Genomic DNA, 16,813 nt, shown 5'->3' on the forward strand with positions numbered 1-16,813 from the left:
TGGCCGGGCGGGCGCCGCAGCAGGATGCTGACTGCACCGGAGGCACGGCGTGAAGGGGGGCGTCATGGCGAACGTCGGTGGCGGATTCGGATTCGGGACCGGGGTCGTGGGCGGGGTCGGGGTCCGGCCGTACGCGGAGCTGACCTTCGACTCCGAAGGGGACGTCGACCGGGTCACGCAGGGCACGGTGTCCCGGATGGAGGCGACCGACCTGCTGGTCTTCGCCCATGGCTGGAACAGCGACCGGTCCACGGCGACGCGCCTCTACGACCGGTTCTTCGCACCCTTCGAGGGGCTGGTGGGGTCAGGGGTGCGGCTGGGCTACGTGGGTGTCGTATGGCCCTCGATGCGGTTCTCCGACGAGCCGATACCGGACTTCGACACCCTCGCCGCCCTCGCGGAACCGGACCTCGGCGGCGCCCTGGACCCGCTCACCCGCCGGGCGCTCGAGGAGTTCTGGCCGGAGCGGCGGGCGGAGCTGGACCGGGTGGCGGAACTGCTGGCGGAGCGAGCGGACTCGGCGGCCGCCTTCATCGAGTTCGGTGCCCTGATCCGCGAGTTGGCGGGTGTCGACGCGGTCCCCGCGCTGGTCGCGCCGTCGGTACCCGCGATCTTCACGGACGATGTGCTGGAGGTGTGCCGCGCCCTCTCCGTCGCCCTGGCCAGGGCGGGCGCACCGGGTACGGGCGCGGCGGGTACGGGCGCGCCGGCGGCCGCGGGAGGCCCCGAGGGTCCGGGGCTCACGGTCGGCGGCGGGATGCGCGGCCTGTGGGGCGGCGCCAAGGAACTGCTACGACAGGCCGCGTACTACAAGATGAAGAAGCGGGCGGGCGTGGTGGGCGAGCGCGGCCTCGGCCCCGTACTGGCCCAGCTGGCGGCCGCGCGCCCGGCCCTGCGGTTCCATCTGATCGGACACAGCTTCGGGGCGCGCGTCGTCTCCTTCTCCCTGCGCGCGGTGCCGGACCGGGCCCGCTACGTGAAATCCGTGACCCTGCTCCAAGGAGCCTTCTCCCACTACGCGTTCGCCGACCGACTGCCGCACGACAAGGGCACCGGCGGCGCCCTGCGCGGCCTCCAGCGCCGGGTCGACGGGCCGGTGGTCGCCTGTCACTCCCCCCACGACTCCGCCCTCAAGATCTTCTACCCGCTGGCCTCCCGGATGGCAGGGGATTCGGCCGGACTTCTGGGTTTCGACGAGCGCTGGGGCGCCATCGGGCACGACGGGGTCCAGGCGGTTCCGGGCGCGCCCCGGCTGACCCTCGACACGGCCCTGCGCGAGGGGGTCCCCACGACCGGTTGCGTCAGCGTGGACGCGGGCTCCGTGGTGCGGCGCGGCGGCGCCCCGTCGGGGGCGCACAGCGACATCTGCCACGAGGAACTGGCCCGGCTGGTGGTGGACGCGGGGCGCATGGGGCGCTGAGTTCTGGCCATGTGCCACCCGCACGCCTCGACCGCCCCCGCATGCGCCGGCCTCCGACCGGGCATGTTGGGCACATCGGCGGAGGTGATGGTGTGATGGCGGGTTTCCGGAGTCTGGCGTACCAGGTGCGCGACGCGCGCAATGACCGGGCCTTGCGGCGCCATTCCCTGCGCCGCTGTCTGGAGCGGTTCGCGCCCTACGGGCACCGGGCCACATGGTGGCATCTGTGCGACCGGCACGGGATCGCCCCGGAGGATCGGGGGGCCGATCCGTTGCGGCTGGTCGCCGCGCTGGAGGAGCTGGAGGACGCGCGGGCGGTCTGGCTGGAGTACGAGCGCCAGTTCGCGGAACGCCGGCGGCGGGAGAAGCATCACGGGCTGCGCCGGCCGGAGTGGGCCTGGGGCGGCAGTGGGGACGCGGTGGTGCGGTGCGCCGATCCGGGGGTTCGGCCGGAGGGGGCGCTGGGCGAGGTACTGCGGCGGCTGGTGCGGGCGCTGGAGTCGGCGCCGGGGACGGCGTGCCCGGTGTGCGGGGACACCGAACTGCACTGGCCGGAGGTGGGTCCGGTCGGCCCCTGGGCGGGTGCGCTGGCCTGGGACGGGCCGGTGTGCGCGGGCTGCGGGATCGTGGTGCCCAGACCGGCCCTGGTGGACACCCCGATGATGTTGGACACCCCGGCGGCGGGAGCCGCGTGAAGGTGCCGGGGCCGCTGTCCGTGTCGTCGCCCGCACCGCTGTCCGTATCACTGTCCGTGTCGTTGAACGGGTCGCGGAGTGCCGCGGACGGCCCGGCCGTGCCGCTGTCGCCGGAGGCGCTGGCGGAGTCGGCACTCGCGGCCGTCGCCGCCGGGGCCGAGGACGTACTGGTGCATCCGCGGACGCCGTGCGGGCGGGAGAGCCTCTCCCCGCGGGTGGTCGGGCCGGTGCTGGAGGTGCTGCGGCGCGCAGGGGTCGGCGCAGCGCTGTCGGTACCGGTGTCGATCGCGGCCGAGCCCGATCCCGCGGGACGGCGGGCGCGGGTGGCCTCGTGGCAGGTGCTGCCGGACCGGGCCGTGGTGCGCTTCGGGCAGCCGGGGGCCGCGGAGCTGGCGCAGGCCCTGCTGGCGCGGGGGGTCGCCGTGGACGCGGTGGTACCGCTGGGCGGGGCGGCCGGGCCGGAGCCGCTGGCCCGGTTCCTGGCCTGGCCGGTGCGCGAGCCCGGGCGGGTGCGGCTCTCGGTCGAGCTGGCGGCGGCCGATCCGGCCCTGGTGGCGGGGCTGCGCGCGCTGCCGCCCGTACCGGTGCTGCTGTACGGGCGGGACGCGGCCGCCTGGCCGGTGCTGCGGCTGGCCGCGCGGTGCGGCACCGGCGTGCGGACCGGCGTAGGCGATGTGACGCACCTGCCCGACGGGCGTCCGGCGCGGTCGAACGCCGAACTGGTGGCGGCGGCCCGGGACATGGTGGCGCGGGCGGTGGCTACAGCCGCGAGCCGGTGAGCCGCTCGCCGAAGGCGTCGTCCGGGTTGGAGAGCGCGCAGGTCTCCATCGACAGGCAGCCGCAGCCGATGCAGTCCGTCAGGTGATCGCGGAGCCGGCCCAGGCGGGTGATGCGTTCGTCGAGTTCGGCGCGCCAGGCCTCGGAGAGGCGGGCCCAGTCCTCGTGGTTGGGGGTGCGCTCCTCGGGGAGCTGCGCCAGCGCCTCGCGAATGCTGGCCAAGGGGATACCCACGCGCTGTGCGGCGCGTACGAAGGCCACCCGGCGCAGCGCGTCACGCGTGAAGCGGCGCTGGTTGCCGGAGGTGCGGCGGCTACTGATCAGGCCCTTGGCCTCGTAGAAGTGGAGCGCGGAGACGGCCGCGCCGCTGCGGGCGGACAGCTGGCCGACGGTGAGTTCGTGGATTTTCTCGGGAATCTGCGGCACCCGGCCGAGCGTAGTCGGAGGTCCGTTGACATACACATACGCCCCCCAGCATGCTGAGCAAGCGCTTATTCGTTCGTTCGTCCGTCAGTCGTCCGCGAGAGACAGGAACAGGGCATGGCCGAGCCGAGGGTCTTCACGTCCGCCGAGGAGCTGCACGCCGGGATCGGCGCACCGCTCGGGCCCAGCGAGTGGCTGGAGGTGGACCAGAAGCGGATCGACCTCTTCGCGGACGCCACCGGCGATCACCAGTGGATCCACGTGGACCCGGAGCGCGCGGCGGGTGGACCTTTCGGCTCCACCATCGCGCACGGCTATCTGACGCTGTCCCTGCTGCCGATTCTCGTGCCGCAGATCATGCGGGTCGAGGGCATGCGGATGGGCCTCAACTACGGGACGAACAAGGTCCGTTTCCCGGCGACCGTGCCGGTCGGTTCACGGCTGCGCGCCACCGCCGTGATCACGGAGGTCGCGGAGGCGGGTGGCGGCGTACAGGTCACCGCCACGGTGACGGTCGAGCGTGAGGGCGGCGAGAAGCCGGTGTGCGTGGCGGAGTCGGTGTCGCGCTACTACTTCTGAGGGCCCGGCCGCGCGGCCACCATGCGGAGCACGAGGTCGGCGTAGAGCCCGCCGACCTCGTCGGGCGTGCGCTGCCCGGCCGTGTTGAACCAGCGGGCCACGTCGATGCACAGCGACAGCACGGCGAGCGTGGTGCCCGGCACGTCGGGGACGTCGAACTCCCCCGCGGCCACCCCGTCGGCGATGATGCGGCGCACGGCCGCGTCGCTCCGCCGGCGCAGGGCCACGATCTCGGACCGGTGCTCCGGCGCGAGGGCGTCGAGCTCGTACTGGACCACGCGTGCGGTGGTGTGGTGCGCCGCGTGCCAGCGCACGAAGGACCGCACGGCGGCGTCGAGCCGGTCGGCGGCGCTGCCGGGGCCGTCGGCGGCGGTGGTCAGGATCTCCAGCGCCTTGTCGTGGCCGATCCGGCTGATCCGCTGGAGCAGCTCTTCCTTGGTCTTGTAATGGATGTAGAGCGCGGCCGGACTCATCCCGGCACGGCCCGCGATGTCACGCGTGGTGGTGGCGTGGTACCCGCGCTCGGCGAAGGCGTCGACGGCGGCGACGAGCAGCCGCCGCGCGGCGTCGGGGGTGACCTCGGACCACGGCCGGTAGCCGTCGACCGTATCCTCCGCGCTGCCCATCGCTCACTCACCCTTCACCGTGTGGAAGTGACCACCTTACCGGAGGGTGAGCAAGCGCTTAGCGATGTCGGGTCGGCGGCCGGACCCGGCGTACGCCTACTTCGGCGCGAAGGGGTCGTACTCGGCCATCATCTTCTCCATCCTGGCCTGATCCACCCGGCTGACGATCTGCGTGACCTCCTGGCGGTCGCGGATCACCTTGGCGAGGGTGAAGGCCGAGGTGGTGAGGTAGAGGACGGCGATGCCGAGGAAGGCCCGGACCCAGCCGTTCGCCTCCAGGTTGTAGATCCCCACGGCCACGGCGCCGATGGCGATACCGAAGGAGGCGACGGCCTGGCCGTAGTACGCCCCCGTGCTCTGCTGCTTGACCGGTGTCTCGTTCATGCTCCGAGCATCGGGCGGACGGCGCGGGAGCACATCCGCACGCGTACTCATACGGGTACTCAGAAGGCGGAAACCCCGGTGCGGGCACGGCCGATGAGCAGTTTCTGGATCTGGCTGGTGCCCTCGTACAGGGTCATCACCCGGGCGTCGCGCAGCAGCTTGCCGGCCGGGTACTCGTCGATGTAGCCGTACCCGCCGTGCACCTGCAGGGCGTTGCTCGCGGCGCGCACGGCGGCCTCGGAGGCGAAGAGCTTGGCGGTGGAGGACTCGGTGGCGAAGGGCTGCCCGCGGTCGATGAGGTCGGCGACCCGCCAGGTCAGCAGCCGGGCCGCGTCCACGTCGACCGAGATGTCGGCGATGAGCTCCTGGACCAGTTGGTGGTGGGCGATCGGCCGGCCGAACTGCTCGCGCTGAGCGGCGTACGAGACGGCCGCGTCCAGGGCCGCCTGCGCGATGCCGACGCAGCCGGCGGCGACCGACATCCGGCCCTTGGCGAGGGCGGACATGGCGACCGAGAAGCCTTTGCCCTCGGGGCCGAGCAGGGCGGAGGCGGGCACGCGGACGCCGTCGAGGACGAGCTCGGCGGTGGCCTGGCCGCGCAGGCCGAGTTTGCCGTGGATCTCGCGGCGGGTCAGGCCCGGGGTGTCGGTGGGGACGAGGAAGGCGGAGACCCCGCGGTGGCCGGGCTCGTCGCCGGTGCGGGCGAAGAGGAGCACCACGTCGGCCCAGGTGCCGTTGGTGATGAACATCTTGCTGCCGTCCAGGACGTACGCGTCCCCGTCGCGCACGGCGCGGGTGGTGAGGTTGCCGGCGTCGGAGCCGGTGCCGGGCTCGGTCAGGCCGAAGCAGCCGAGCGCGTCGCCGGAGCACAGGCGGGGCAGCCAGGCGCGCTTCTGCTCCTCATCGCCCCAGGCGGCGATGGTCTTGGCGACCAGGCCGAGGGAGACGGAGACGATCCCGCGCACAGCCGAGTCGCCGCGCCCGAGCTCCTCGGTGACCAGGACGTAGGCGAGGTGGTCGCCGCCGGAGCCGCCGTACTCCTCGGGGACGGTCAGGCCGAGGAAGCCGAGCGCGCCCAGCTTCTTCACGATGGCCCGGTCCACGCTCTCGGCGCGGTCCCACTCGGCGGCGTACGGGACGACCTCGCGCTCGGTGAACTCGCGGGCGAGCCTGCGGACGGCGGCCTGCTCCTCGCTCAGCTCCAGATTCACCGGGCACCTCCGGGGCGGGATCGGCGCCTTTAACTAGCACCGGTAGTTTATGGCAGGCAGGCCCTACTATGTGGCGCATGGCCAGACCGCGCAAGCCCCTCCTCAGCCGGGACCGCATCATCGAGACGGCCGGCGCCCTGGTGGACGCGGAAGGGCTGGAGGCGGTGTCGACACGCCGGCTGGCCGCCGCGCTCGGGGTCAGCGGGCCCTCGCTCTACAACCACTTCCGCACCAAGGACGAGATCCTGGACGCGGTGGCGGACGCGGTGAGCGCGCGGGTGGACCTGTCGATGTTCGACGGCGGCCAGGACTGGCGGGCGGCTCTGGACGCGTGGGCGCACTCGTACCGGGACGCGCTGGCGGACCACCCCAACATCGTGCCGGTCCTGGCGCGCGGGCCGGGCCGCCGGCCGGCCGGACTGCGGGTGGCGGACGCGGTGTTCGGGGCGATGACGGAGGCCGGCTGGCCGGCGGCGCAGGCGACCCGGATCGGCGCGCTGATGCGGTACTTCATCCTGGGCTCGGCGGTGGCCTCCTTCGCCGGAGGGTTCGTGGACGACCGCGCGGCCTACGACCCGGCGGACTACCCGCACCTCGGCCAGGCCCATCTGCTGGCGGAGCGCGGGCGCGAGGTGGACGAGGGCGCCTTCGAGACGGGCTTGGCGGCGCTGCTGGACGGACTGGCCCTCCAGTACGAGGCGCTGCCCGCCGCCTAGCCGACCACCGTGCACGGACACCACCGAGCCGGCTCCCCCGCCCTCCCGGTGGCAGGGCGGGTGAGCACTCCGTGGCGACGCGGCGCGGTGCCCTACAGCGGTGTCCTGCAGCCGTGTCCCGCAGCCGTGTCCTAGGGCTGGAAGACGACCAGCGAGCGGCCGCCCTTGCCGGCGAGCATCGCGTCGAAGGCGGCCGGGATGCCGTCGAGGGTGATGCGGTCGGTGACCAGGGATCCGAGGTCGAGGCGGCCCGCGCGGACGTGCTCGGCGATCACCGGGAGGTCGCGGGCCGGGTCGCTGTTGCCGTAGACGCAGCCGGTGAGGGTGCGGGCGAAGTGGAAGATCTCCATGGAGTGGAAGGTGACCTTCTGCTCCTTGCCGCCGATGCCGACGACCGTGGTGCGGCCGCCGCGCCGGGTCGACTCCCAGGCGCCCCGGATGGTCTCGGCCCGGCCGACGCACTCGACGGCGACATCGGCGCCCTGCCCGCCGGTCAGCGCGCGGATCTGCTTGGCGGTGGTGTCGGAGGCGAGGACGAACTCGGTGGCTCCGGCCGCCCGGGCCAGTTCCTCCTTGGCCGGGGACACGTCGACGGCGACGACCGGGCCCGCCTGCGCGATCCGGGCGGCCTGGAGGGCGACCAGGCCGACCCCGCCGACCCCGAAGACGGCCACCGACTCGCCCGGGCGGACCTGGGCGCTGTGGTGGACCGCCCCGTAGCCGGTGAGGACGGCGCAGCCGAGCAGGGCCGCCTCGGTGAGCGGGATCCCGGCGGGGGCCGGCAGGACGCAGTTGGCCGCGACGACGGTCTCCTCGGCGAAGGCGGCCACGTTCAGCCCGGGGTGCAGCGCGGTGCCCTGGGCGTCGTGCGCGTGGACGGCCCCGACCCCGGTGAGCGCCGTGGCGCAGAGCCAGACCTCGCCGATGGTGCAGTGGTGGCACTCTCCGCAGGACGGGGCCCAGTTGAGGACCACGCCGTCACCGGGGGCGACGTGCGTGACGCCCTCCCCCACCGCGAGGACCGTGCCCGCGCCCTCGTGACCGAGGACGGCGGGCACGGGGACCCGCATGGTGCCGTTGGAGAGGGAGAGGTCGGAGTGACACACCCCGGCCGCGGCGAGCCGCACCCGGACCTGCCCGGGGCCGGGATCCGGCAGCACGATGTCCCGTATCTCCAGCGGGGCTCCGACGGCGGGCAGGACAGCGGCGCGGACCATGGTCGTCATCTCGTCTTTCCGGTGCGGGGGCGGGTGCCGTGGCTACGGCGCGTACGGAGCGTACGACTGCGGCCGCAGGGCGGGCGGCTCGGGCAGGGCGGGCGGGCGGGTAGGACCGTCAGGGGGTCAGAACTGCAGGGACTTGGTCTGGAGGTACTCCGCCAGGCCGTGCGCGCCCAACTCGCGGCCGACACCCGACTGCTTGTAGCCGCCGAAGGGCGCGAGCACGTTGAAGCGGCCGCCGTTGATGTCCACCTGCCCGGTGTCCATACGGCGCGCGAAGGCCACGGCCGTGGCCTCGTCGGCGGCCCAGACGGCGCCGCCCAGGCCGTAGACGGTGCCGTTGGCGATGCGGAGGGCGTCCTCCTCGTCCTCGTAGCGGAGGATCGACAGCACCGGGCCGAAGATCTCCTCCTGGGCGATCGTCATGTCGGGGGTGACGTCGGCGAACACCGTCGGCGCCACGAAGTACCCCTGCTCCAGCGGCGCGGCGGGCCCGCCGGCGACGAGGCGCGCGCCTTCCTCCACACCCTTGGTGATGAAACCGCGGACGCGCTCGTGCTGCTTGGCGTTGACGACCGGGCCGACGCGGACGCCGGCCTCGCGGGGGTCGCCGGTGGGATAGTCGGCGACCGCGGCGGCCGCGAGCGAGACGGCCTCCTCGTAGTGGTCCCGGTGGACGAGCATCCGGGTGAGCGCGTTGCAGCTCTGGCCGCTGTTGTTCATGACGTGCCCGACGCCCGCCCCGACGGCCTTGACCAGGTCGGCCCCGGGCAGGATGACATTGGCCGATTTGCCGCCCAGTTCGAGCGCGACCCGCTTGACGGCGGCGCCGGCCGTCGCGCCGATCTGCTTGCCGACCGCGGTCGAGCCGGTGAAGGAGACGAGGTCGACTCCCTCGTGCGCGGCCAGGGCCTGGCCGGCGACCGGACCGGTACCGGTCACCAGATTGAAGACTCCGGCCGGGATGCCCGCCTCGTGCACGGCTTCGGCGAAGAGCTGTGCGGTCAGCGGGGTGTCCTCGGCCGGCTTGAGGACGAGGGTGCAGCCGGCGGCGAGAGCGGGTGCCACTTTTGCAACGACCTGGTGCAGGGGATAGTTCCAGGGCGTGATGGCCGCGACCACCCCGATCGGCTCCAGCAGCACGGTGGAGTTCCCGACCCGCTCCTCGAAGGCGTAGGAGGAGGCGAGTTCGGCGTAGGAGGTGGCCACCGCGATCGGCGCTCCGACGTGCACCGCCTTGGAGAAGCCGAGCGGGGACCCGAGCTCGGCGGTGATCGTCTCGGTCAGCTCGCCGGTGCGGGCCAGCAGTGCGTCGCGGAGCGCACCGATCAGGGCGGCCCGCTCGGCCGGGGCGGTGGCCGCCCAGCCGGGGAGGGCCGCACGGGCCGCGCGTACCGCCGCGTCCACATCCTCCTCGGTGCCGGCCGGGACCTGGGCGATGACCTGGCCGTCGGCCGGGTTCACGACCTCGATCAGATCGCTGCCGACGGCGGGCCGCCACCCGCCGTCGATGTACATCCCGTCGTGGGCCTTCATGGCATTCCTCCCGAGCACGCACGAGCGCGTAGATCCGACCTCGCGAACACCCTACAAACTAGCGTCGGTAGTTTTTGCCGGCCAGAGGGCGCCGGACGTCAGATGATGCCGAAAAGCATCCCTGCCGCGAGGACCACGAGGGAGGTCAGGGCCGCCCATTTCACGGTGAACCGGGTGTGGTCGCCGAACTCGACCTTGGCCATGCCGACGAGGACGTACACGGCCGGAACCAGTGGGCTCGACATGTGCAGGGCCTGGCCGACGAGGGAGGCGCGGGCGATCTCGAGAGGGGAGACCCCGTGGGCGGCGCCGGCCTCGGCCAGGACCGGCAGGACGCCGAAGTAGAAGCCGTCGTTGGACATGAAATAGGTGAGCGGCAGGCTGAGCAGTCCGGTGACCAGGGCCATGTGCGGGCCCATGCCCTCGGGGATGGCGCCGACGAGCCAGTCGGCCATGTGCTTGACCATGCCGGTGCCGGTGAGGACACCGGTGAAGACGGCGGCGGCGAAGACCATGCCCGCGACGTTGAGGACGTTGTCGGCGTGGGCGGCGATCCGTGCCTTCTGGTCGGGCATGTGCGGGAAGTTGACGGTGAGGGCGAGGGCGGCGCCGAGCAGGAACAGCACCGGGATGGGCAGCAGCTCCATGATCATCGCGGTGAGGAGGGCGACGGTGACGCCCGCGTTGAACCAGTACAGGTGGGGGCGCAGGGTGGGCCGGTGCGGGTCCAGGCCCTGGAAGCCGTCCTCGGGGGTGGCGGCGTCACCGCCCCCGTGCGCGGCGGAGGCGGCGTCGGGGCCCGCGGGGGAACCGGCGCCCTCGCCGGAGGCAGAGGCAGAGGCAGCAGGGGCGGACGTGACGGCAGGGGCGGAGACAGGGGCGGACGCGCCGGACGCGGCGGGCGCGGCCGGGACCAGCTCCTCCTCGGCCGCCTCCCGCTCCACCTGGCCGGGCAGCACCAGCGTGCCGACCCGGCGGCGTTCCTTCACGCCGAGGACGTACGCCAGGACGAACACGAAGAGCAGGCCCATCGCGAGCGCCGGAATCATCGGGACGAAGATGTCGGCGGCGTCGAGCTTGAGGGCGGTGGCGGCGCGGGCCGTCGGTCCGCCCCAGGGGAGGGTGTTCATGACGCCGTTGGCCGTGGCCGCGACGCCCGTCATCACCACCAGGCTCAGGCCGAGCCGCTTGTAGAGGGGGTACATGGCCGAGACGGTGATCATGAAGGTGGTCGATCCGTCACCGTCGAGCGAGACGATCGCGGCGAGGACGGCGGTACCGACCACCACGCGCATCGGGTCCGCCTTGCAGAAGCGCAGGATGCCGCGGACGATCGGGTCGAAGAGGCCGACATCGATCATCACGCCGAAGTAGACGATGGCGAACATCAGCATGGCGGCGGTCGGTGCGAGCTTGCCGACGCCGTCGATGACGTAGTCGCCGAGGTGTGCGCCCTTCCCTGCGAACACGCAGAAGAGTGCCGGGATGAGGACGAGCGCCGCGATGGGCGACATTTTCTTCATCATGATCAGGACCAGGAACGTCGCGATCATGGCGAAGCCGAGGAAGGTCAGCATGGGGGGGACGGTAGGTGCCGCCTCCTTGCGCCAACAAGACGTCCACGCGTGAGCAATACGAGCAAAACCCCAGCTCAGGGCACCAGCTCAGGGCAGGGGTGTGAGCTCGATGGGGAAGCCGTTGAGCACGGCCGTGCCGGAAAGCCGGTCCATGCGGGTGCCGTCGAGCAGCTGGTTGACGTTCGCGCCGGGTACCGCGGCGGCCACCGACAGCCGGGAGCCGGCCCGGTCGTGGCCCCAGCCGTGCGGAAGGCTCACCACACCGCTGCGGATGGCGTCGGTGACCTCGACGGGCACCTCCAGGCTCCCGCCGTCGGCGGTGATCCTGGCCTGCCCTCCGTCGACGAGGCCGAGCCGATCCGCGTCCTGCGGATGGACCTGAAGGGTGCAGCGGTTGGAACCTCCGGTGAGGGCCGGAACGTTGTGCAACCAGCTGTTGTTGGACCGCAGATGGCGGCGGCCCACGAGCACCAGGGCGGCGGGGCGGTCGGCGAGCGCCGCGCGCAGCCTGGGGAGTTCGTCCGCGATCGGGTCCGGGAGCAGCTCGATCCTGCCGCTGCGGGTCTTCAGCACGCCCGGAAGCCGCGGCTGCAGCGGACCGAGGTCGATGCCGTGCGGCGCCTGCAACAGATCGTCGAGTGTCAGGTCGTACGGGCCCGTGCGCAGCATCAGGTCGAGGCGCCGCTCGGGTCCGGTACGGCCGGTCAGCAGGCGGGCGAGCTCCTGCGGGTCGCGGCCGTGGAGCGGCGAGTGGGGATCGGTGACGGCGCGGGCCAGGGCGTCGGAGATGACTCGCTCGTCGACCGCCTCCGGCGGCGCTCCGTGCAGCCCGGAGACCGCGAGGATCAGGCGCGCGTGGATCTCGCACTCGTCCATGCGCCCGTCCGCCAACGGGAGGGCGGCGGGCGAGTAGCGGGCCTGGTTGCGTACGGCGAACCCATTGAACGCGAAGTCGAAGTGCGCGCTCTGCGAGGGCGGCGGCGGTGGCAGGACGACGTGGGCGTGGCGTGAGGTCTCGTTCAGGTAGGGGTCGACCGAGACCATGAAGTCCAGCCCGGACAGCGCCCGGTCCAGCCGGTCGCCGTCGGGTGCGGACAGGACCGGGTTGGCGGCGATGGCCAGCAGGATTCGGATCCGCCCGTCGCCCCGGGTCTCGATCTCCTCGGCGAGCGCGGCCATGGGCAGCTCGCCCTTGACCTCCGGGTGGCCGGCCACGCGGCTCGACCAGCGGCCGAGCGTGAAGCCCTTGCCCGGTCCCGCGGGGCGCCCCGCGGGAGCCGTGGCGGAGAGCGGGAAGAGCGCTCCGCCCGGCCGGTCGAGGTTGCCGGTGAGGAGGTTCAGTACGTCGACGAGCCAGCTCGCGAGCGTGCCGAATTCGACGGTGCAACTGCCGATCCGGGCGTAGACGGCGGCGGTGGGTGCGGCCGCGAGCTCGCGGGCGAGCGTGCGGATCTCGGCGGCGGTGAGGTCGCATGCGGGTGCGACGGCCTCAGGGGTGAAACTCCCGAGCGCGGCGCCGAGTTCCCCGATGCCGTCGCGGTGTTCCTCCAGCACGCCGGGGTCGGCGAGCTTCTCCTCGATCAGGGTGTGCGCGAGGGCGGCCAGCAGCAGGGCGTCGCTGCCGGGGCGCGGCGCGAGATGGCGGTCGGCGAGCGCGGCCGTGCGGGTACGGCGCGGGTCGACGACGACCAGGGTGCCACCGCGGGCGCGCAGGGCCTTGAGCCGGCCCGGGAAGTCGGGGGCGGTGCACAGGGAGCCGTTGGACTCGACCGGGTTCGCCCCCAGGAGCAGCAGGAAGTCGGTCCGGTCGAGGTCGGGGACCGGGATGGCGAAGGGGTCGCCGAAGAGCAGTCCGCTGGACACGTGCTTCGGCATCTGGTCGAGGGTGCTGGCGGTGAAGAGGTTGCGCGTGCCGAGGCTCTTGAGGAGCAGGGGCGGGTAGAGGGCGCCGGCCATGGTGTGGACGTTCGGGTTGCCGAGGACGACGCCGACCGACTGCGGCCCGTACTCCTGGACCTGGGCGGGGACGGCGGCCGCGATGGCGTCGAAGGCCTCCTCCCACGTGGCCTCCTGCAATCGGCCGTCCCGGCGGACGAGGGGGCCCCGCAACCGGTCGGGATCGGAGTCGAGCGCTCCGAACGCCGCTCCCTTGGGGCAGATGAAGCCGCGGCTGAAGACGTCCTCGCGGTCACCGCGGGCTCCGGTGACCACACCGTCCCCCAGGGTGAGGGTGAGGCCGCACGTGGCTTCGCAGAGGGGGCAGATACGCAGGGCGGTGCGGGACATGGGCCCTCCAGAGGGCGGCGGTCTGCTGCACGGACGCGGGCACGCGGAACGCATCGAGCATACCGACCGGTACGGACGGAGGGGAGGGGTGTGCGGGGAGGGGTGCGCGGGACGGATCGGCCGGCCGGAGACGGAGGCCGGGAGGGAGGCGGCGGAACCGTCAGGGGCGTCAGTCCAGCACGCGGGCCAGGTACGCGTGCATCATGGCGCGGGTCTCGGCGACGATCCCGGGATCTCCGGCCGGGTCGGCCCGGAAGGCGAGCTGTATCAGTGCGTCGGTGGCCTCGACCGCGACGAGGACGGCCCGCTCCAAGGTGGCGTCGGGGGTCAGGGCGAGGTGCGCGGAGAGCAGTTCCGTCAGCCGGGCCGCGACCTGGTGGTTGGGGTCCTCCTCCGGCCCCTCGGTCGGCGGTGCGGGCACGCCGAAGTCGACGAGCGCGAAGCCGGGAACGCTGCGCTTCATGGCCAGGTACTCGTCCAGCACCGCGTCCACGGCCGGCCGCCAGTGCGTGGCCGGGAGGTCGGCGAGTCGGTCCGCGATGCCGTCGACGTAGCGGTCGAGGTTGCGGTGGGCGAGGGCGATGGCCATGGCGCGCTTGTTGCCGAAGAAGCGGTAGACGGAACCGATCGGCACGCCGGCGCGCAGGGCCACGGCACGGGTGCTGAGGTTCTCGTACCCGGTCTCGTCCAGCAGTTCGGCGCAGGCGTCGAGGATCCGGGCGAGCCGGTCGGCGCTGCGCTGCTGGATCGGCGTTCGGCGCAGGGAGTGGGCGGGAGGCACGGGGTCCATCATGCCGCTCCTCGCTTCTCGGTTCGGTGGGGGTCTCAGTTCAGCAGAAGACTGAGCCCTCCGACGGTGTAAGTGATCATCAGCGCCAGCAACGGCAGTTGCCCGGCGACCGCTTTCGCGGGCGGGAAGAGGCGCACGGACCGGTCGTGGGCCGCGACGACTCCGAGCACGTGACCGGTGACGACGGCGATGACCTGGAGGGCGGCGAGGCCGCCGGGACCCAGGGGTGGCACGGGTTCGGGGGCGTTGTCAGTGCCGAGTGCCATGGTTACTGTGCGTGGTCCTTCGACTACCAGGAGGGAGAAGTAGTGGGCGATGAGATAGCCGAGCGCGATCGGTACGAGTGAGTGCGCGAAGGCGGTCAGCGGGCCGGGGTGCGGGCCGCTGACGAGGCGGGTGGCCGCGGCGCAGAGGCAGTAGAGGGTGGCGACAAGGGCGATGGAACCGAGCAGTCCGAGTGTGGCCGTGGGGATGCGGCCGAGGGGGGAGGTCTGTATGGCGTTGATCCACGAGGGGTTGTCGGAGAAGCCGTCGTAGGCGGTGGAGCCGAGCAGGACGCAGACGGTGGCGACGAGTCCGGGCCGCTCGGGTGTCGCGTCGAGTCCGTGGAAGGGGTTACGGAGAACGAGGCGGCCGTCGCTGCGACGGCCGAGGGGGGAGAGCCGGGCCAAGAGGGTGGAGTAGGTCTCGAAGGCGTCGCCGTCGTCGAACCATCGCTCGCCGAAGCGGGCGGCGAGCAGCAGTTGGGCGGTGGCGTAGGTGGTGAGGGCGATGAGGAGGGTGGTGGTGGATGCGGGATCAGGAGCGACGAGTTCGAGCCAGGTGAAGCCGAACAGTCCGGCGGCGGCGGGCCATTGGCCGAGCCGGGCGGGAAGCGGGTGGTCGGGGCCGCCGCGGCGCAGGGCCCGGGAGAGCAGGCGGTGCAGGGTGCGGAGCGGGTTGAGCAGGCGCCAGACGGGGCCGAGGAGGAGGGAGGCGGGCACGAGTCCGACCCAGAGGAGGACGTAGACGGCGCCGGGGGCGGGGTTGTGCGCGGGGTCGTCGGGACCGAGGAGGAGGTGGAGCAGGACGGCTGTGGCGGCGGCGAGCCCCAGGGCGCGCAGGGCGGTTCGGGTGGTCGGCGCGTCGGCCACCCGCTGGAGGGCGGCGGGCAGGGCGAGGCCCGAGCGCTCTCCGCGGAAGCGGGAGGTGGACCAGAGCAGGCCGAGCGCGAGGAAGGAGACGAACAGCGCGGCGAAGGCACCGGCGAAGGCGTAGAAGGGAGAGATCGGTAGATCGTGCTGGGACCCGATCCCGTGCGCGAGCGAGGTGAGCGGATCGGCCGGGTGAAGGACCACGCCTTGGCCGTGGCCCCCCTCACCCGCGCCCGCGGCGAGGCCCGGCCCGAGCGGGCTCACCATCGACCCACCCGCGGCGACGTCCCGCGGACGGCAGGGCCCGGCCGCCCGGGCACCGCCCGTGGTGCGGACCCCGCCCCGGGTTCGGCCCTGGGCGCAGGTCCGGCCCCGGGCGCGGGAGTGGGTCCGGGCGCGGGAGTGGGTCCGGGCGCGGGAGTGGGTCCGGGCGCGGGAGTGAGCTCGGGGTGGGGTGGGGTCATCGGACGAGGAGTTGGGTCAGGACGAGGCCGGACGTGTGGGTCTCGACCTCGAAGAGACCCGTGCGGTCGGCCGTCAGGGTCAGGGTGGCCTCCTGACCTGCCGGCAGGGCGAGTTCCTTGTCGTAGCCGTGGACGTGCAGGGTGTCCGCGCGGTCGCTCGTGAAGCGCAGGGCCACGCGCTCTCCGCGCCGCAGCTCGGTGCGGGCGGGAGCCGGACTGACCTTGCCGTCCCGGACGGTGATGGTGACCGTACGGTCGGCCTGCTCCGACTGCGGGGCCTGGGGCGGCGGTGGGGTGTCGCCGTGGCTGTGTCCGCCCGCCTGGCCCGGGGCGGTGGCGGTGGCGGTGGCGGTGAGCTGGGCCGTGCCCTCGACCGGCTTGCCCGCGACCGCCCAGGCGGTGTGGTCGTCCGCGTAGAGGCGGACGGTCAGGGTGTGCGCGCCCTCGGGGACCTGCGCCGCGGGCAGGTGGAACCAGGGGCCGTACAGCCGGGCCAGCTTGCGGCCGTCGAGCTCCAGGTGTGCGTGGCCCGCGCCCGGGAGGGCGGCGCCGCCGGTGCTGTCGGGGGTGAAGCGGTAGTTCTTCACCGCCAGTTGGAGGTTCCAGCCGTCCTCCGAGTCCGGGCGGACGGTCAGCTGGACCTCCGGCGCGCCCTCGGCCGAGACCTCGCGGAATCGGTGGCCGCCGGCGTCGGTGGCGGTGAGCAGGGTGCCCACGCTGCCGGACGCCTGCTCGTGGCTGGTGCCGGGCTTGTGGTGGGTGGTGGCCCGCCCGCCGCAGCCCGTCGCCGCGCCGCCCGCGAGGAGGAGGGCGAGGGTGAGTAGGGCCGCGGCGCGGGCGGTTCGGCGGAGCCTGCGGACCGCGCGGGGTGGCGGCGCGGCGCAGGCGTCGCAGCGGTTGTCGTCGTCGAGCGCGTCGGGCCGGTGCTCGGGCCGGTCGGTCACGGCCTGCCTCCTGTGGTCGCGGCGGCCTGGGC

The 16,813-nt window shown here is 73.3% G+C and carries 16 protein-coding genes; 5 read left to right on the plus strand and 11 right to left on the minus strand.

Annotated features, from left to right (window positions below; all coding sequences use genetic code 11):
• Positions 1 to 64 precede the first annotated feature (64 nt).
• The 3 genes from OG624_RS10320 to OG624_RS10330 all read left to right on the plus strand — a co-directional run bounded on the left by OG624_RS10320 (position 65) and on the right by OG624_RS10330 (position 2,894).
• Positions 65 to 1,420, plus strand: coding sequence for a serine-threonine protein kinase (locus OG624_RS10320; RefSeq protein ID WP_371587520.1), 1,356 nt, complete (start codon positions 65 to 67; stop codon positions 1,418 to 1,420).
• A 95-nt stretch (positions 1,421 to 1,515) separates the two neighbouring features.
• A complete protein-coding gene (locus OG624_RS10325) occupies positions 1,516 to 2,115 on the plus strand; it encodes a hypothetical protein (protein ID WP_033223886.1) in 600 nt (199 codons plus the stop codon).
• A gap of 56 nt (positions 2,116 to 2,171) precedes the next feature.
• Positions 2,172 to 2,894: a 3-keto-5-aminohexanoate cleavage protein gene (locus OG624_RS10330; protein ID WP_326750353.1), complete on the plus strand. Its 723-nt coding sequence runs from the start codon at positions 2,172 to 2,174 to the stop codon at positions 2,892 to 2,894.
• Here the strand turns inward: OG624_RS10330 and soxR are convergent.
• Positions 2,875 to 3,318, minus strand: a complete 444-nt coding sequence (gene soxR, locus OG624_RS10335; protein ID WP_033223885.1) for a redox-sensitive transcriptional activator SoxR — start codon at positions 3,316 to 3,318, stop codon at positions 2,875 to 2,877. The two genes, OG624_RS10330 and soxR, sit on opposite strands and share 20 nt — an antisense overlap.
• Positions 3,319 to 3,432: 114 nt before the next feature.
• Here soxR and OG624_RS10340 point away from each other — a divergent pair, with 114 nt between their 5' ends.
• The gene (locus OG624_RS10340; RefSeq protein WP_033223884.1) at positions 3,433 to 3,894 is read left to right on the plus strand and encodes a MaoC family dehydratase; all 462 of its coding nucleotides are present in this window, start codon (positions 3,433 to 3,435) and stop codon (positions 3,892 to 3,894) included.
• Here the strand turns inward: OG624_RS10340 and OG624_RS10345 are convergent.
• The 3 genes from OG624_RS10345 to OG624_RS10355 all read right to left on the minus strand — a co-directional run bounded on the left by OG624_RS10345 (position 3,885) and on the right by OG624_RS10355 (position 6,115).
• Positions 3,885 to 4,520: a TetR/AcrR family transcriptional regulator gene (locus OG624_RS10345; RefSeq protein WP_033223883.1), complete on the minus strand. Its 636-nt coding sequence runs from the start codon at positions 4,518 to 4,520 to the stop codon at positions 3,885 to 3,887. The genes OG624_RS10340 and OG624_RS10345 overlap by 10 nt on opposite strands.
• A gap of 96 nt (positions 4,521 to 4,616) precedes the next feature.
• Positions 4,617 to 4,904 (minus strand): YiaA/YiaB family inner membrane protein, encoded by a 288-nt coding sequence (locus OG624_RS10350; protein ID WP_033223882.1) that lies wholly within the window; start codon positions 4,902 to 4,904, stop codon positions 4,617 to 4,619.
• Positions 4,905 to 4,963: 59 nt separating this feature from the next.
• Positions 4,964 to 6,115, minus strand: coding sequence for an acyl-CoA dehydrogenase family protein (locus tag OG624_RS10355; RefSeq protein ID WP_033223881.1), 1,152 nt, complete (start codon positions 6,113 to 6,115; stop codon positions 4,964 to 4,966).
• 68 nt (positions 6,116 to 6,183) lie between these two features.
• Here OG624_RS10355 and OG624_RS10360 point away from each other — a divergent pair, with 68 nt between their 5' ends.
• The gene (locus OG624_RS10360) at positions 6,184 to 6,831 is read left to right on the plus strand and encodes a TetR/AcrR family transcriptional regulator (RefSeq protein ID WP_326747741.1); all 648 of its coding nucleotides are present in this window, start codon (positions 6,184 to 6,186) and stop codon (positions 6,829 to 6,831) included.
• 131 nt (positions 6,832 to 6,962) lie between these two features.
• Here the strand turns inward: OG624_RS10360 and OG624_RS10365 are convergent, their stop codons facing one another.
• The 7 genes from OG624_RS10365 to OG624_RS10395 form a co-directional block, all read right to left on the minus strand.
• Complete coding sequence (locus tag OG624_RS10365; RefSeq protein ID WP_266445285.1) at positions 6,963 to 8,048, minus strand: Zn-dependent alcohol dehydrogenase; 1,086 nt, start codon at positions 8,046 to 8,048, stop codon at positions 6,963 to 6,965.
• A gap of 126 nt (positions 8,049 to 8,174) precedes the next feature.
• Positions 8,175 to 9,587, minus strand: a complete 1,413-nt coding sequence (locus tag OG624_RS10370; RefSeq protein ID WP_371639341.1) for an aldehyde dehydrogenase family protein — start codon at positions 9,585 to 9,587, stop codon at positions 8,175 to 8,177.
• A 98-nt stretch (positions 9,588 to 9,685) separates the two neighbouring features.
• Entirely contained in the window at positions 9,686 to 11,164 is a 1,479-nt protein-coding gene (locus OG624_RS10375; RefSeq protein WP_371639342.1) for a CitMHS family transporter, read from the minus strand.
• An 87-nt stretch (positions 11,165 to 11,251) separates the two neighbouring features.
• Positions 11,252 to 13,450: a molybdopterin oxidoreductase family protein gene (locus tag OG624_RS10380; protein WP_371639343.1), complete on the minus strand. Its 2,199-nt coding sequence runs from the start codon at positions 13,448 to 13,450 to the stop codon at positions 11,252 to 11,254.
• Between the two features lie 169 nt (positions 13,451 to 13,619).
• A complete protein-coding gene (locus tag OG624_RS10385) occupies positions 13,620 to 14,240 on the minus strand; it encodes a TetR/AcrR family transcriptional regulator (RefSeq protein WP_033223928.1) in 621 nt (206 codons plus the stop codon).
• 35 nt (positions 14,241 to 14,275) lie between these two features.
• Positions 14,276 to 15,577, minus strand: coding sequence for a hypothetical protein (locus OG624_RS10390; RefSeq protein WP_371589789.1), 1,302 nt, complete (start codon positions 15,575 to 15,577; stop codon positions 14,276 to 14,278).
• A 256-nt stretch (positions 15,578 to 15,833) separates the two neighbouring features.
• Positions 15,834 to 16,781 carry a hypothetical protein gene (locus OG624_RS10395; protein WP_371639344.1) on the minus strand — a complete coding sequence of 316 codons (948 nt, stop codon included), beginning with the start codon at positions 16,779 to 16,781 and terminating at the stop codon, positions 15,834 to 15,836.
• Positions 16,782 to 16,813 lie beyond the last annotated feature (32 nt).

Source organism: Streptomyces virginiae, assembly GCF_041432505.1.
Taxonomy (GTDB): domain Bacteria; phylum Actinomycetota; class Actinomycetes; order Streptomycetales; family Streptomycetaceae; genus Streptomyces; species Streptomyces virginiae_A.